This window comes from Hydrogenophaga sp. L99, from assembly GCF_058731905.1.
Map to the genome: position 1 here is coordinate 749,318 of NZ_CM178972.1, position 13,435 is coordinate 762,752.

Annotated in this window: 13 protein-coding genes; all 13 read right to left on the minus strand. The window is 56.7% G+C overall.

The window, feature by feature from the left end; all coding sequences use genetic code 11:
- Window positions 1-7: 7 nt before the first annotated feature.
- From AC4QBL_RS03625 to AC4QBL_RS03685, 13 genes are read right to left on the minus strand one after another with little or no spacing between them, the layout of a single operon-like run.
- Window positions 8-295 (minus strand): DUF6270 domain-containing protein, encoded by a 288-nt coding sequence (locus AC4QBL_RS03625; RefSeq protein ID WP_472906518.1) that lies wholly within the window; start codon window positions 293-295, stop codon window positions 8-10.
- 41 nt (window positions 296-336) lie between these two features.
- Window positions 337-1,128, minus strand: a complete 792-nt coding sequence (locus tag AC4QBL_RS03630) for an SDR family oxidoreductase (protein ID WP_472906519.1) — start codon at window positions 1,126-1,128, stop codon at window positions 337-339.
- The gene (locus AC4QBL_RS03635; RefSeq protein WP_472906520.1) at window positions 1,125-2,063 is read right to left on the minus strand and encodes a phosphoglycerate dehydrogenase; all 939 of its coding nucleotides are present in this window, start codon (window positions 2,061-2,063) and stop codon (window positions 1,125-1,127) included. The genes AC4QBL_RS03630 and AC4QBL_RS03635 overlap by 4 nt, the downstream gene beginning before the upstream one ends.
- Before the next feature lie 4 nt (window positions 2,064-2,067).
- Entirely contained in the window at window positions 2,068-2,796 is a 729-nt protein-coding gene (locus AC4QBL_RS03640) for an acylneuraminate cytidylyltransferase family protein (RefSeq protein ID WP_472906521.1), read from the minus strand.
- An 8-nt stretch (window positions 2,797-2,804) separates the two neighbouring features.
- Entirely contained in the window at window positions 2,805-4,484 is a 1,680-nt protein-coding gene (locus AC4QBL_RS03645) for a glycosyltransferase family 2 protein (RefSeq protein WP_472906522.1), read from the minus strand.
- Window positions 4,420-6,678 carry an O-methyltransferase gene (locus AC4QBL_RS03650; protein ID WP_472906523.1) on the minus strand — a complete coding sequence of 753 codons (2,259 nt, stop codon included), beginning with the start codon at window positions 6,676-6,678 and terminating at the stop codon, window positions 4,420-4,422. The genes AC4QBL_RS03645 and AC4QBL_RS03650 overlap by 65 nt, the downstream gene beginning before the upstream one ends.
- A 13-nt stretch (window positions 6,679-6,691) precedes the next feature.
- The gene (locus AC4QBL_RS03655; protein WP_472906524.1) at window positions 6,692-8,182 is read right to left on the minus strand and encodes a DUF8374 domain-containing protein; all 1,491 of its coding nucleotides are present in this window, start codon (window positions 8,180-8,182) and stop codon (window positions 6,692-6,694) included.
- 26 nt (window positions 8,183-8,208) lie between these two features.
- On the minus strand, window positions 8,209-9,984 hold the full coding sequence (locus AC4QBL_RS03660) for a polysaccharide biosynthesis/export family protein (protein WP_472906525.1): 1,776 nt from the start codon (window positions 9,982-9,984) through the stop codon (window positions 8,209-8,211).
- Complete coding sequence (locus AC4QBL_RS03665; protein WP_472906526.1) at window positions 9,981-10,355, minus strand: nucleotidyltransferase domain-containing protein; 375 nt, start codon at window positions 10,353-10,355, stop codon at window positions 9,981-9,983. The genes AC4QBL_RS03660 and AC4QBL_RS03665 overlap by 4 nt, the downstream gene beginning before the upstream one ends.
- A 12-nt stretch (window positions 10,356-10,367) precedes the next feature.
- Window positions 10,368-10,805, minus strand: coding sequence for a nucleotidyltransferase substrate binding protein (locus tag AC4QBL_RS03670; RefSeq protein WP_472906527.1), 438 nt, complete (start codon window positions 10,803-10,805; stop codon window positions 10,368-10,370).
- Window positions 10,806-10,810: 5 nt separating this feature from the next.
- A complete protein-coding gene (locus AC4QBL_RS03675) occupies window positions 10,811-11,977 on the minus strand; it encodes a KpsE/RkpR family capsule polysaccharide export protein (RefSeq protein ID WP_472906528.1) in 1,167 nt (388 codons plus the stop codon).
- Window positions 11,974-12,639: an ABC transporter ATP-binding protein gene (locus tag AC4QBL_RS03680; RefSeq protein ID WP_472906529.1), complete on the minus strand. Its 666-nt coding sequence runs from the start codon at window positions 12,637-12,639 to the stop codon at window positions 11,974-11,976. The genes AC4QBL_RS03675 and AC4QBL_RS03680 overlap by 4 nt, the downstream gene beginning before the upstream one ends.
- Entirely contained in the window at window positions 12,636-13,424 is a 789-nt protein-coding gene (locus tag AC4QBL_RS03685) for an ABC transporter permease (protein WP_472906530.1), read from the minus strand. The genes AC4QBL_RS03680 and AC4QBL_RS03685 overlap by 4 nt, the downstream gene beginning before the upstream one ends.
- Window positions 13,425-13,435 lie beyond the last annotated feature (11 nt).

Here is a 13,435-nt window from a genome sequence, read left to right on the forward strand (position 1 = left end):
GTAATTCCTAGTGTATTCGCTCTTCAATTAAATCAATTATCCAGAAATCAATATTTTCAGACCTAATAATTATATTCTTGCTTTCTTTGTGTAGATCGTTAAAAATATTTCTTTGATAAAATTCGTGTGCGTCAGAATCTATTTTCAACGCACTCAATGTTTTAACACAGGGTATTTTTGAGAAGGCAGAAACCAAAGATTGTCGAGCGATATATGTTTGAACGACTAAGTTATTGGAAAATTCTAAGGCATCTCTGGTTACGCAGCTGCCAAAAATTCCTACATTTGAACTCATATGTATTTTTCGATGTTCCGAAGTTCGGATGTGTCAACTGATTAAGTTGCGTCTGGATCATGGAGGCAGGAGCTAATGGCGCCGTCGAATGTCAAAGTGGCACCGTTAAAAAACATGGTATCAATTTCTAACATTTTTCTTGCTGAGCTTGCCAATTCTTGTGGTGTTCCTATTGCACCACTTGGGTGACATTTGGCAAGATGCATCAGTCCAGATGGACTTCTTTCGAATCCTTTTTGCAGCATTTCTGTCGCGATTGCTGCCGGCTCGATGCAGCTAACCCTAATGCGCCCTCCTAGGTCCACAGCCAACGCCCGTGTCATGCCACTCAACGCCGCCTTACTGGTCGCATAGGCCACGAAATTTTTCTTGGTCAGCTTTGCATGGATGCTGCTGATGTTTACCACGCTGCCTTTGGCAAGTTCCAGTGCTGGCAGGAGCGCCTGGGTCCAAATGAATGGAGCGACTAGGTTCACATTGAGGGTTGTTTGCCAGTCGTTTCGCGTCAGGCTGTCGGCACCGCCCAGTATTTGAACGGCCGCGTTGTTGATGAGTGCCGCCAAGCCGACATTGCCCAGCCATGCATTGATCTTGATGAAAACCTCTTCCGCGTATACCTCGTCTGCTACGGTGCGCGCTAGGTCGGCCTGAAGGTAGTGCTGGGCCCCCAGGCCTTGGGGTGCCGGTACCAAGTCAGTGGCGATGACGGTGTAGCCGTTGGCCGCAAATTCTTGCACCAAGGCCTGCCCTATGCCACCCGCTGCGCCGGTGATGACTGCGAAGCGCTGCATGGCTGGCCCATCCGGCCCTTGGGCTTGCACCGTTTCGCTCATGCTTTCGCCAATTGCAAGAAGGCCATAAGCTTGGCAATGGCGATTTCGCTGGTGCGTGCTACTGCATCAGCGGTATTGGATGCGTTGTGCGAGCCGAATACGCAGCGAGGGTGCTGGCGCAGGCTAGAGGCGGCAGGCAATGGCTCGACTTCAAACACATCAAGTGCAGCCGAATACACCTGACCGTTTTGCAGCGCGGCTTCTAGGGCGCTTTCATTGATGATGGGGCCGCGGCCGACATTGACGACACGGACGCCCGGCTTGCACTCGGCCAGCACAGCCGCATTGAGCATGTGTCGGCTGCTTGGGGTTAACGCGCAGTTGATGACAATAAAGTCGGCTTCTTGTATGCGTTGTGGCCAAATGGCCATTTCCACCTGGGGCATGTTGGGGTCGGGCTGGGCAAATGGGTCGTAGGCGACGATGCGCATATCGGCGGCCAGTAGTCGCTTGGCCGTGTTCTTGCCGATGTCGCCATAGCCCACCAGGGCAACGGTCTTGCCTGCGAGCGAAATGCCGCGCGGCTTGGGCCACTGGCCAGCGCGCACGCCCCGGTCGATGTCGAAGGTTTCGCGAGCGAGAGCGATGACGTAGCCCACAGCAATGTCGGCCACCTCGCCACCAAACATGTTGGGGGTGTTGATGATTGGAATACCCAGGTCTTTGCAGGCTGCAAAGTCCACGTTGTCTACCCCTATGCCCCATTTGACAGCGGCCTTCAGCTGGCCTGCTTTGCCAGCTTCAAACACTTCCCGTGTGGCAGGGTCGTCGCCAATGATCCAGCCGTCATGCTGGGGCACGAGGCTTTTGAGTTCTTCAATGCTCAGTGTTTGAACCACGTTGGGCGTGGTGATTTCAACACCATATTGCGCAAACAATGGACGAAAGCTGTCAATCATGCGCAGCATGGGGGGGCAGGTAACGAGGATCTTCATGTCATTATTCCTTTGATTTCTCGTTGACTTGTACTTTGTTTTGTTCTTGCTGAAAACGAGCCGCTACAACGGCAAAGTCCCAATCAGCGGGGGTGTCGATGTCGATGGATTCAAAGAATGGGCCTTCAAACATCATGGGCTGCTTTCCAATGCGCGCTTTCGTTTTGGCAAAGCTTTCGGCAGTAAATATATAAAGGTTTGAATTCTCCTCAAACCACGGTTCGAGGTTTTGGGTGGGAATGAGGTTGTCCGGATCGTGATTGATGGGGCTGCAGTCGGCTTGGTAGAAGCGTGTTTGCACTTTGTCTACAGTGAACAATGAGTCAGCCTTGCCTGCTGCCATTGATTCTTGAAATGCTGCAACTGCTTTTCGGACTGTGTCGGCACTCATCAGCGGATTGGTTGTATGGGTCATCAAATACAGATCAGCCGGAACGTTGGCAATATCGTCAGCCAGCACCAGATTCATTGAGACATGATCGCCGCATATTTCAGGTTTACGCTCTCGAATAGCGATGCGGTCGGTATCTACCAACCCATTCTCAGCAAGAATATGTCTTGCATCCGTATTGATGATTATCTGATCGATTTCTTCAACCTCAAGCAAGGTATCCAAAATCCATCGGAACAAGGGCTTACCGCAAAACTCGCGGAAATTTTTACCCTTAACACGCACGCTATTTGCCTTCATTGGCAATAAGGCTATGAGTCTTTGTTTGGATTTTTCAGACATTTTTAACTTTAGTGTGGGTAGAAATATTTATCTTTTTCATCATGCGAAAGTTTGCGATGCTCGTGATTGCCTTTGTAGCTGCCTATGTACTGGTGGTATCTGTAAAGAAAAATTTCTTTGGCTTGTGGTATTAGAGCGCCCTCTTTTGCTGCGTGCCTCCAATCTTTCCAGACGCTGCTGACGATGTAACGTATCGCGTCAGTGACGCTCACGTGCACGTTGGGCTTTATTTGCTGGAGTGCGATGGCTTCGCGTTCGAAGCGTCGCCTTACCTGCGCCCAGTTCTCACTGTGGTGGTGATAAACTTTTGCTTCTGCGACGTATCCTACAAGGCCACCCTCTTTGGCCAGCCGCTGTGCCAACTCCATATCCTCTAAGCCGGTGAGATCTTCGTTAAAACGATGGCGGGACCATGCAGTCTTTAAAAGCGCAGAGTTGGCATTGTTGCAATAATAACCAGCTTGCGGTACTTGAGATTTCGAGGGAAAGTATTTTTCAAAAACGCGGTGCTCGCTAAAGTGGCTGTTTGATCCCCCGAGTTGCTTTCCGTAGCTGTACTGCACAGTGCCGTGCAGAAGGGGTTCACATAGTTTGTAGAGCCAGTTGGGGTCTGCTGGGACGCAATGCCCGCTGGTGATAACCAATATGTCGCCACTGGCCGCTTCGCAGCCCATATTCAGTGATCGGCCGAAAGAAAAATCGTCGCGCTTAATGTGCAAAATGCGGCAGCCGTAATGCTCAGCTATGCTCAGTGTTCTGTCAGTTGAGCCCGAGTCAACCAAAACTACTTCGCACTCCAATCCGTTGGTCTCTTGGCTGGCAATACCTTCAAGCAGGTCACCAAGATACTGGGCTTCATTCAGCGTTCGGATAATCACACTGATCTTGGCCGCTCCAACCTGTAACTTTCCCGGGCTTACAAGCAGGTTGAATGTGCAGCCCATGCGGTCGTGAATCAAGCGCATTTCTTCAGCGTATAGCCCGTGCTCTACTGTGGCGCTGCAGGCTGTGACGAGCTGCTTCACATCAAGCAATTTGGCCCAATGGAAGGCCGCGCGTGCAGTGGTGGTTTGCTGCTCAAATTTGTGGGTAGAGCCTGCTTCCGTAACTCGCCCCGCGCGAAGCGCTTCACCCACCGGGAAAAATGCCGTATGAAGCGGGCCGCATTGTTTCAGTGCATCCCGGTTGGGCGCTGAATCGTGTGATGAACTGACCAAAAGCAAGCTTCCAGCGCTTCCATGAAGAACAAAACACGTAGGCAGAACTGAATTGGCATCGGTTGTGGCGCTGTTTTTTACGGCTTGCATTCTCAGGCCAGGCGCCAGTGTTTGCGCTTCCGCGCCAACGGTGAAAAGTTTGGGCGCAGGAAGGCCAGACTTGATGAGCAATGCCGCTACATCATCAGGGGCTGCAAACCGGGTGTTTGGCCTCGTACGCGCCCATGTCGCCATAATTAATGCGTGAGCTTCATCGGTACGACCAATAAAGCACCAATCAGGCTCATGCGTTGAAGTTGCCACAACACTGGTAAGCACCGCTACGGTTGGATTGAACCAAACGGTGTGTTCACTCCATTCAAGTTGGCAAGAGCTTGGATCAATAAAATTTATCGTTACCTTCATTTTATATGGATGTATTTTGTTGCGGTGACACTCGCCTGAGCAGCGCGGCGTTGTTGCGTGCTTCAACTACCTCAAATCCATTAGCAAGTAGAAATGGCATGCCCAGCGTTCCTTTGGCCGTCCATTTACCGTCTTCTAACCACGTGTCGTCAAAACATACCAATCCCAAAGGCGATAGTTTTTTGACCACTGACTGCGCACAGTCCAAATGCATTTGATGGCATTCCATTTCATCAATTCGTGAACCAAGAAACTTCTCGTATCTACTTTGGCGCAGCTCGCTGTGCTTGCCGTGGTCAAAGTCGTAGGCATCCAAAAAAACAATGTCTAGTGCGCCACTGTAGTGGCGTAAATAGTCCTCACCCTTGCTGGTTACGGCTTGAAAGCCTGTGCTGTTCATTGCTCCAAATGTTTTGCGAGCCATCTCACTGTTGTGTGGATCCATGTCAACGGTAATGAATTCAACGTCATTCGCTTTGCAGTATTCTGCAAGTTTTCGAGTTGAGCCTTGGCCAGGAACTTCTTCTCGTGTTGTGCCTACTTCCAATAAAACAATCTTTCTGTCAGGGGCTTCAGCTTTGATAGTTCCAAGATGCTTCTTCATTGCTGAGATAAGCAAATCATGGCCGTGTGCTGTTTTTTGTTCTGCAAGCTCATGAAGTTTGTTGCTTGCGTTTTTTATTAAAGCTCGCTCTTTATCAGTCAGCATCAGCACGCCCTTACCATCCAATGCCGCATTGATATACAGAGCTTCTGCTTCAGCTGATCGGCCAAGGTTGATGAGTCGTTTTGCAATGGCTGTTAGGGACTCAACTGTGGTTTGTGTCAGTGCTTTTTGGCTTTGGTTGAGGTAGCTGAGAGCTGTTAACTTGTCACCTGACTTTGCTATTTGATCGCTTAGTTCGAGCAGGAAATCGAAAAGTTCTTTGTCCGTAAGTTTTTGAGTAACAATTATTTTCTTTGCACTTTCGTGGACATCATCGCTAACTATGCAGCTGTGCGCTAACCACGCTTTTTCGTGCTTCAGGCTTTCCTGGAAGGATTTTAATAAATCGTTTTTTTCCTTCGCATGAGCCGTTCTCTCGGCTTCGCTGGCTGCAGCAAGCGCTAAGATTTCTGTCTGAAAACCTTTTTGGGTTTCTACCAGTGCGGCATCGAATTCGGTTTTCAATTTTGCGGCGGCTTGATTCAGCACGTCTATCTGGTTTTGTCGCTCCATATTGAGCTGGGCCGCGTTGGATTCGTTTTCGGCGTAAGCCTGCACTTTGATGGCGAGTCCTTCGGCCTGCGTTTTAGCTTGCTTTAGCTGTGCCTGCAGTTGGTCCAGTTGCAATTGGCGCTCGGTGGCCAGTTTGTCAGCCGCTGCTTTGGCTTGTGTGAGGTGCTGCACTTGGGTGGCACGCTCTTCGGCTTGTTTGGTGGCGGCTGCTGTGGCGGTGGTTGCGGCTGTGGCCGTTGCCTGGGCTTCGGCGGTTCTCTGGACTTGTTGGTCCAGTTGTTGTTGCTGTTGTTTGGCCAGAACTGCGGTGTCACGCACAAAAAGGGCGTGGCCTATGTCAGGGTGGCGGCTTGTTTCTATGGCCAGGCAGCGAAAGCCGAGGGCTTGCAGGGCGGGGTGCAGTGCGTTAGCGCTGGCGGACTGGGTGAGTTCGTTGTTGTGTGTGTAACTAATGCTGTCACCGTTGCCGTGGCCTGTGTCTTGGGTGCTGCCGAGCAGCACGCGCAGGGCGATCACGTCGAAGGCGGCGAGCTGTTGGACGGCGCCCTGAAGGATGGGGAGTGCGGGCAGGCAGTCCACCAGGAGCCAGTTGGCGGGGTACTCGGTGTCTTGTTGCAGTTCGGCCAGGGTGATGGCTTGGCGGGTTTGCTGGTGGGTGGTTTTCAGGTTGGGCCAGAGGCTGCGCAAGCTCTCTGGCTCTAGCAGGCCGCTTTCTGGCTGCAGGCTGGCTGTGTAAGACAGTGTGTGTGTGCTTTCGGGTCCCACCAGGCCCGCAAGCACTTTCCAGCTGGGTTGGGCTTGTGCCACCAGTTTGAGCCTGGCAGCGGTGGTTTCGTCTGCTTCTATGAGTGTGACGTTGCGGTGGCCGGATGCCATGAGGTGTTGTACCCACGGGCTGGTGCCTCCACCGGCGCCTACCAGTAGCACTCCGTTGGGGGGGTAAAGCTGTTGCAGCAGGCCCAGCCATGGCAGCAGGGCTTGTTGTACTGGCGGGGTTGGGTCGTGGCGCTCGCTCGTTTCGAGTGGTGCAGTGTGTTGCATAGCAGGGCGGGTGTTATCCGGTTCGGTGGCGCAGCCATTCTTGGCGGGCTTTGTTCAGGGCAAAGGGCAAGGCGGGCCAACGCAAGGGGTTTTTGCCGTGTTTGATGAGTGCAGCGCCTAGGCGGTATGAAAGGTGTTGTTTCATGCGCTCGGCCTCGTAGGCGTCGCGGTATTTTTCAATGGGTAGCTGTTTGCTCGCTTTTCGCTGTGGCAGCTCACGCTTGTATTCGCGGGCCAACCCTAGCAGTGCAAATGGCATGCCCAGCCAACCACCCAGGCTGTGGCTGCGCTCAATCATCTTGCTGCCGAGCCGATAGCTCAGTTGCTGTTTTACGCGCTCTGCCGCTCCGTAGGGCGCCGGTGGTGCGGCGTGTTTGGCTGGCGCTGCCGGTTTGGCTTTCAGGCGCTGGTTTTCCAGGTAGTAGCGTTCAAGCTCCTCCTGCACCTGGTGCAACTGGACCAGCAACAGGTCGTTTTCTTGCTGCAGTTCGTTTGTTTGGCTTGCAGCTGGGCTGGGGGTATCTTGTTTAATCTTTTCCAGATCGTCTCGGGTCTGATTCAGTTGAGCTTGTTCTTGCTCCAGCTCTTGAATACGTGTTTGTGCGGCTTGGGTACGCAGGTTGCTAGCGTTCAGCTGTTGTTGCTGTTTCAGAACGCTTTGCAGTGCGCCCAATGCCTGGCCAGTTTGGTCTGCCGCTTGGTCATCGGTGGGCGCAGATTTGGGTAGTGAGGCAACAGCCTGAAGCTCTTCGTACAGGCTCAATACCTGTGGGTGCGCCGCTAGGATGTGCTGCGCAAGGTACCGGCGCAGGGCGTCTTGGGTATGTGTGGTTTCTGGTGGTGCTGGGGCAGGCTCGGTTTTGCCCTCTTTACCCAGCGGGGCGCCGATTCGCAGTTGTACCTGCTGGAGGTAGTCAGCGGCACTCTCGCGGACTTGTGCTGCGTGTACCAGCATGCAGCGCTGTGGGTTGCGGTGGTAGAAATACAGCAGCGCTTCGTTGTAGGCCTGCCAGTTGTCGACGGCGGCTTGCACGGCTTCTGGCGTACATGGGCTGGCCGGGTTGTCAAACGCACGGGCAATCAGGTCTTGCGGCGTGTCGTAAACCAGCATAAAAGCGAGCTGTGGGTCGAGGCCTTTCCAGTAGTCCAGCAGATAAACGGCCTGCGGGTCGGACCAGCCCCAGAGCTCGTGGTCGATGTTGCCCAGCAGCAGGTCAAGCGCAAGGCTTTGCCACACGGGGCCAGGCTGCAGGCTGTGTATGGCACCGTGGCTTTGCAGCGCATCAAGCGGCACGATGCGGTGGGCTTTGAGCAGAGTGGCGCCAATGTCCACCGGGCTAAGGCCTTCGCGCTGCGACGGCGCAGCGGCGTGCATGCCACAGCGGTTGAGCAGGCTTTCGACGGTTTCAAAACCTGAAAGCGGATGCCCCACCACCACAATTTTGTTGATGGGAAGCTGGGCCAAAAGCCCTGTTTGGGTCGTCTGGGTCAGTTGGGCGGGCATGCGTGTGTTCATGTGGGTGGTAGTGCTTAAAGACCAAAAACGACTTTGGCGCTGACGGCAATCTGGTAAATGATTTGCGTCATGTCTTTCCAGAACTGGCGTTTCTTTTCATCCACTTTGGGCAGCACCAGCACCTGGTCGCCGGGGCGAACGGCTGCACTGGTGTGCAGGCGGGTGGCGTCGGTTTGTTCAAAGCTGCCGTCGCGCCGGGCAATCACCACGCGGGCGTTGTCGGCCGTCTGGGTGAAGCCGCCGGCGCTGTTGATGTAGTCGGTAAGGCCCAAGCGGGTTTCAAAGGCCACGGCGTTGGGGAACAGCACCTCGCCGCTGACGAGCACCAGGCCGTCGCGCCTCGGAATGCGCAGCACATCGCCGTTTTCCAGCAGCAGGGTGTCGCGCAGGCCAGCCTGGGCGAGCACCACTTGGCCCAGCGGCTCCACTTGTTTGGCGCGGTCTACCCACTGCAGGCTGAGTTCGGCCTCTTCTTTGCGCAGGCGGGCTTCGTCGCTGCTGCCGCTGCGGGCGGTGAGCAAGGCGGCTTCCAGGCTGCGCAGGCCGGTGGCCAGCATGTCTTTTTGGCGCTGTTTCACGCTTTGGCGAAACAGTTGCACGCTTTGGGGTTCGGCGTCTGGCGTCAGCTGCACCTGGCCCAGCAGGCTGCCCAGCTGGGTGCCGTAGGGCAACACATATTCTTGCGGGCTGGTGTGTTCGCCCTCTACCCGCACGGTTATGGTGCCGGGCTTTTTGTCGGCGGTGAAGTCGAGTTCGTCGCCGTTTTGCAGCACCACGCTGCCGGCCTCGGCCAGGGGGTAATACTCGGTGTTTTTCACGGTGCCGGTGTTGCGCACCACGCGCACGTGTGTGGCCTGGGCCAGGGGTTTGGCAATTTGGGCCAGGCTGCTCACGGTGAAGGGCTGCGCGCCGGTGGGTGAGGCGGTTGTTGTGGCAAATTCAAAGCGCTTGGCGCTTTCAACCAGCCCGCCCACTTTCACGGTGCCCTGGCGCTGGGGCACAAAGATCACGTCGCCATCAGCCAGTTGCAGCAGCGGCATGGTGCCGCTGAGCAAAAAGTCATAAAGGTTGAAGGTGGCGCGCACCGTGTTACCGCGATTCACTTGCACGGCCAAAAAGCTGCCGCGCTCGGTGTCTATGCCGCCGGCTTGGTCCAGGTAGTGCAGCAGGCTGTCCATGCTGGTGCCGCCATACAGGCCGGGGCGGTTCACGTTGCCGCCCACAAACACGCGTACCGGTTGGGCTGCGGCCAGGCTGGCGTAGCTGTTCACGTTGGCCCGAAAGGTGCGGCGCACGGCGGCTTCTACGCGGCTTTGCAGCTGGGCGTTGGGCACGCCGCGCACCTGCACCGGGCCCACATGGGGCAAAAAGATGTTGCCTTGGGGGTCTACTGTTAGGGGTGCGTCAAAGGTAAAGGCGCCCCACAGGCGCACTTGCAGGGTGTCGCCGGTGGCAATCAAATAGTCAGGGTTGAACTGGGTGGCGCCACCGCTGGTAAATGCGCCGGTGAAGAGCTGGGCGCCAAACACGTCGCTGGTGGCGTTGGCGCGCTGGCTGGCCAGCAGCCCGGGCGATGGCGCGGCAGCGGTTGCAGGTGCGGCAGCAGGTGTGCGGCCTGTGGCCTGCGTGGCTGGCGGGCTGGCGTCCAGCCGCATGCCAAGCGGGTTGGCGGGGTCTTGCTGGGGCAGGGGCTGGCTGAGGGCCGTGGCCGAAGCAAATACCCAGGCGAGGGCGAGTGCTGCTGTGGTAGCCAGCCGTTGGGTTTGCGGAAACGGGAGGTGTGTCGTCATGGTTGTGGGGGGTAAACCGACAGGCCAACGCGGGCAATATGGGCGAGCAGGTCGGGGTTGTCGATGGCGTGGCGCAGAGACAGGTCGACTTTCCAGGGAAGCAACAAGTCGTCAATGCGGTTTTCCAGGGTGTATTGGCTGCTGAGGTCGAGCGCGGGCGCGGTCAGGCAGATGTCAATGTCGGAGCCAGGCCGGTAGCCGCCCATGGCCCTGGAGCCATACAGCACGGCGTGCTGTACCCGTGGCTCTTGCGCCAGCACCTGCTGCAACTGCTGCAGGGCCGTAGCGGGCAAACCGGCACGCGCGGCCAGTTCGCTTAGGGCGATTGGGTGTGCGCGCAGGGGGCGGGCGGGGATGGCTTGGGCAGGCATGGGCTGTTCCGTTCAGGCTTGCAGGCCGCTCATGCGGGCTTGAAAGTGTTTGAACAACGGGTAGTAGCGGGTGCGGATGAGTTCACAGATGGCTTGCGCTACGGCCTGGTTGTAGGTGTATGCGGTTTGGTTGCGGCTGGCGATCATGTCCATCCAGCCTTGGCCGTCGTCCAGCAGATTTTTGCTGAAAGCTTCTCGCGCAGCATCGCGTGAGCCGGTAATGGCGGTGTTGCCTTGGTAGACGAAATAGTCTTTCATCACATTCCAGGCAAGCTCGTGCGTGAATTCAAAGGCTTGAATGAGACCTTGTTTTTCGAGGTCGCTCAGCTCACGTTGCTCAGCCAGTTGCACCGCTGCCTCCAGGCTAGCCAGGGCGCGCTGGTAGTTGGAAAAGCGCTGTTTCCAGCGCGTGTCTGGGGCGTGCGGGTGCAAATGGGTGGCGGCTGTCATGGCGTTCAGTCTTGGTGGTCGCGCACGATGGCGCTGAGCAGTTGCAGCACGCCTGCGAGCAAGAAGGCGGTGAGCACGAACACCAGCAGGTTGTAAGCGCGGCGGGGTTCCAGGGGGAACTCGGGTAGGCCTGCGCTTTGCAATACCGAGACTTTTTTCAGGTTGCGTGTGGCTTCTACGCGGCCACGCTCCAGCGCGACCAACGAGGTTTTGTAAATTTCTTGAGCAAATTCGGCCTCAAGTTGCAGCCGCTGAAACTCTTCGACGGCGGTGTTGAGGGTTTTGCCCCCGGGGGCCGTGAGGCGGGCTTTTTCGGTGCCAATCTGTTTTTGCACCGCGTCAATTTGCAGGTTGAGTTCAACCACATTGGCGCTGCCGGGCTGCAAGTAGCCCAGCAGGCTGGTGCGCCGGGTTTGCAGTTCGGCCAGTTGGGCTTCCAGGCTGTTGACGATGGCAGCCACGTTTTCAGCTGTGGCCTGGGGTGAGACCAGGCCTTTGCGGTTTTGGTAAGTGAGCACCGCAGCGCGTGCGGTTTGGGCGCGCTGGCTCATGGTGTTGACCTGGCCTTCAAGAAAGTCGACTTGGTCTTGCGCCAGCGCGTGGGCCATGGCGTTCATGGTGAGCTCGCCTTCAGCCACCATAGCCGCGGCAATGGCTTGCGCCATTTCGGGGGTGAAGGCCTGCGCTTTAATCGACAGCACGCCGGCGTACTCGTCCAGTTCTACGCCCACGCGCGTGCGGAAATGTTCCAGAAACTGCTCCAGTGGGGCTTCGCCGTCCCACAGGCGCGAAAGCCAGTCGCCCTGGGTGCTGTAGTGCTCACGCAATTTCAGCTGGGCGTCGAGCTTGCGCAGCATGTCGAGCGAAAGCAGGTGGTCGCGCATGAGCAGCTGGTCGGTTCTGCCACCACCACCCGCGCCCGTGAGCAGGCCTGTGAAGTCCATGGCCTGGCCACCGGTGAGGTCAGATCGCTGGATGATGACCCGGGCTTCAGACACGTAGCGGTCAGCCGCCAGCAAGCCCCAGTAGGCCGCAGCGAGCAGGCTGGCCACCAGCGCAGCAGCAAGCAGCGGGTGGCGCTTCCAGTGCGGCTTGGGTTTATTGGGCTTGGCGTCTTGAACGCCTTCGGTGGCGCCGTTCGTAGCGGTGTCGATGGTGGAGATGGTTGTCATGCAGGAATGCTGTCTTTGTAGGCCTTGATGGCGTCGTCAATCTGGTCAAACCAGTGGGCTTGGCCCTGGTGCAGCCAGATGCCGGCGCTGCAAAATTGTTTCAGCGTGCCTTCGCTGTGCGAAACCATGATGAGTCCGGCTCGGTTGGTCAGGCCCTTGAAGGCGTCAGCGGCCTTTTTTCTAAAAGCGGCGTCGCCGGTGGCGGTGACTTCGTCGGAGATATAGACGTCGAAGTCAAAGGCGAGCGACAAGGCAAATTGCAGCCGCGATTTCATGCCGCTGGAATAGGTTTTGACGGGTTCGTCAAAGAAGCTGCCTATTTCGGCGAAGGCCTGAATTTGTTTCAGGCGGTCGGCCATGTCTTGGCTGTGGCCGTGGACGCGGCAGACAAACTTGGCGTTTTGGCGCCCGGTGAGCGAGCCTTGTAGGCCACCACCAAACCCCATGGGCCAGCTGACGCGGCAGCGGCGTTCAACGTGGCCGCGCGTGGGGTGGTCAATGCCGCCAATGATGTGCAGCAGTGTGGACTTGCCTGCACCGTTGCGGCCCACCAGGCCCACGTTGACCTTGGGCGGTATGGTGAAGTTGACGCCTTGCAACACCCATGGGCCGGGGCCGTGGTCTGTCATGTAGCGTTTGTGTACGTTGCTGACAACGATCATTGCGTGACCAGCCTTTTTGCGTAGCGGGCGTGCAGCGCCAAGCCAAAAAACACCAGCACCAGGGCGCAAACATAAAGATAAGAAAGACTGAGCTCGGGCACAGCGTGGTAGTACGGCGCAAAGCCCAGGCGCGCGGCCTCAAGGCCATGGGCCACGGGGTTGTACATGAGCCATTCGCGGTAGGGGTAGGGCACGGCGCTCAGGGGCAAGAGCACGCCTGAAATCAGATACAGGGGTGTCATGATCATGTCGAGTAGGTTGTCCAACTCGGGCACCAGTTCTTTCACGACCGAAACCACCAGACCAAAGCCCAGGCCCAGCAACCACAAGCCAAACACGGCTTCCATCACCGCCAGTGGGTCGCTGGGCATCACCTGCAGCCCCAGCAGCAGGGCGACGCCTGCCAACACCATGAGGCTCACCACCAGCATCAACAGGCCCTCGAGCAGCGCACGCACGAGCACGGTGTCGACCGGCTTGACCTGGCGGTAGGCAAACAGCGAGCGGTTGGCGCTGATGCCGTTGGCACCCTGGCTGCCGGTACGCCGAAAGAAAAAGAAGCCCAGGAAGCCAACGCTAATCCACAGCGCCGTTTCAATGCCGCCCACCTGGCGCACGCGAATAACGGTGAAGATGAACACCATGAACGCAATGTGGGTGGCGGGCTCAAGCAGCAGCCACACCCAGGCTGCACGGCGCGCAAACAGGCGGCTGAGCGATTCGCGCAGAAGCAGTGCTTGCCAGACGGCCAGGGTGATGGAGAGCGGGGAGCGGGTTCTGTTCATGCGTGTTGGGG

What these genes read in the sequence shown, in the direction of transcription:
- AC4QBL_RS03625 (WP_472906518.1), bottom strand. Translation starts at nt 295, where the DNA reads ATGAGTTCAAATGTAGGAATTTTTGGCAGCTGCGTAACCAGAGATGCC.
- AC4QBL_RS03640 (WP_472906521.1), bottom strand. Translation starts at nt 2,796, where the DNA reads ATGTCTGAAAAATCCAAACAAAGACTCATAGCCTTATTGCCAATGAAG.
- AC4QBL_RS03635 (WP_472906520.1), bottom strand. Translation starts at nt 2,063, where the DNA reads ATGAAGATCCTCGTTACCTGCCCCCCCATGCTGCGCATGATTGACAGC.
- AC4QBL_RS03685 (WP_472906530.1), bottom strand. Translation starts at nt 13,424, where the DNA reads ATGAACAGAACCCGCTCCCCGCTCTCCATCACCCTGGCCGTCTGGCAA.
- AC4QBL_RS03665 (WP_472906526.1), bottom strand. Translation starts at nt 10,355, where the DNA reads ATGCCTGCCCAAGCCATCCCCGCCCGCCCCCTGCGCGCACACCCAATC.
- AC4QBL_RS03650 (WP_472906523.1), bottom strand. Translation starts at nt 6,678, where the DNA reads ATGCAACACACTGCACCACTCGAAACGAGCGAGCGCCACGACCCAACC.
- AC4QBL_RS03680 (WP_472906529.1), bottom strand. Translation starts at nt 12,639, where the DNA reads ATGATCGTTGTCAGCAACGTACACAAACGCTACATGACAGACCACGGC.
- AC4QBL_RS03660 (WP_472906525.1), bottom strand. Translation starts at nt 9,984, where the DNA reads ATGACGACACACCTCCCGTTTCCGCAAACCCAACGGCTGGCTACCACA.
- AC4QBL_RS03670 (WP_472906527.1), bottom strand. Translation starts at nt 10,805, where the DNA reads ATGACAGCCGCCACCCATTTGCACCCGCACGCCCCAGACACGCGCTGG.
- AC4QBL_RS03655 (WP_472906524.1), bottom strand. Translation starts at nt 8,182, where the DNA reads ATGCCCGCCCAACTGACCCAGACGACCCAAACAGGGCTTTTGGCCCAG.
- AC4QBL_RS03630 (WP_472906519.1), bottom strand. Translation starts at nt 1,128, where the DNA reads ATGAGCGAAACGGTGCAAGCCCAAGGGCCGGATGGGCCAGCCATGCAG.
- AC4QBL_RS03675 (WP_472906528.1), bottom strand. Translation starts at nt 11,977, where the DNA reads ATGACAACCATCTCCACCATCGACACCGCTACGAACGGCGCCACCGAA.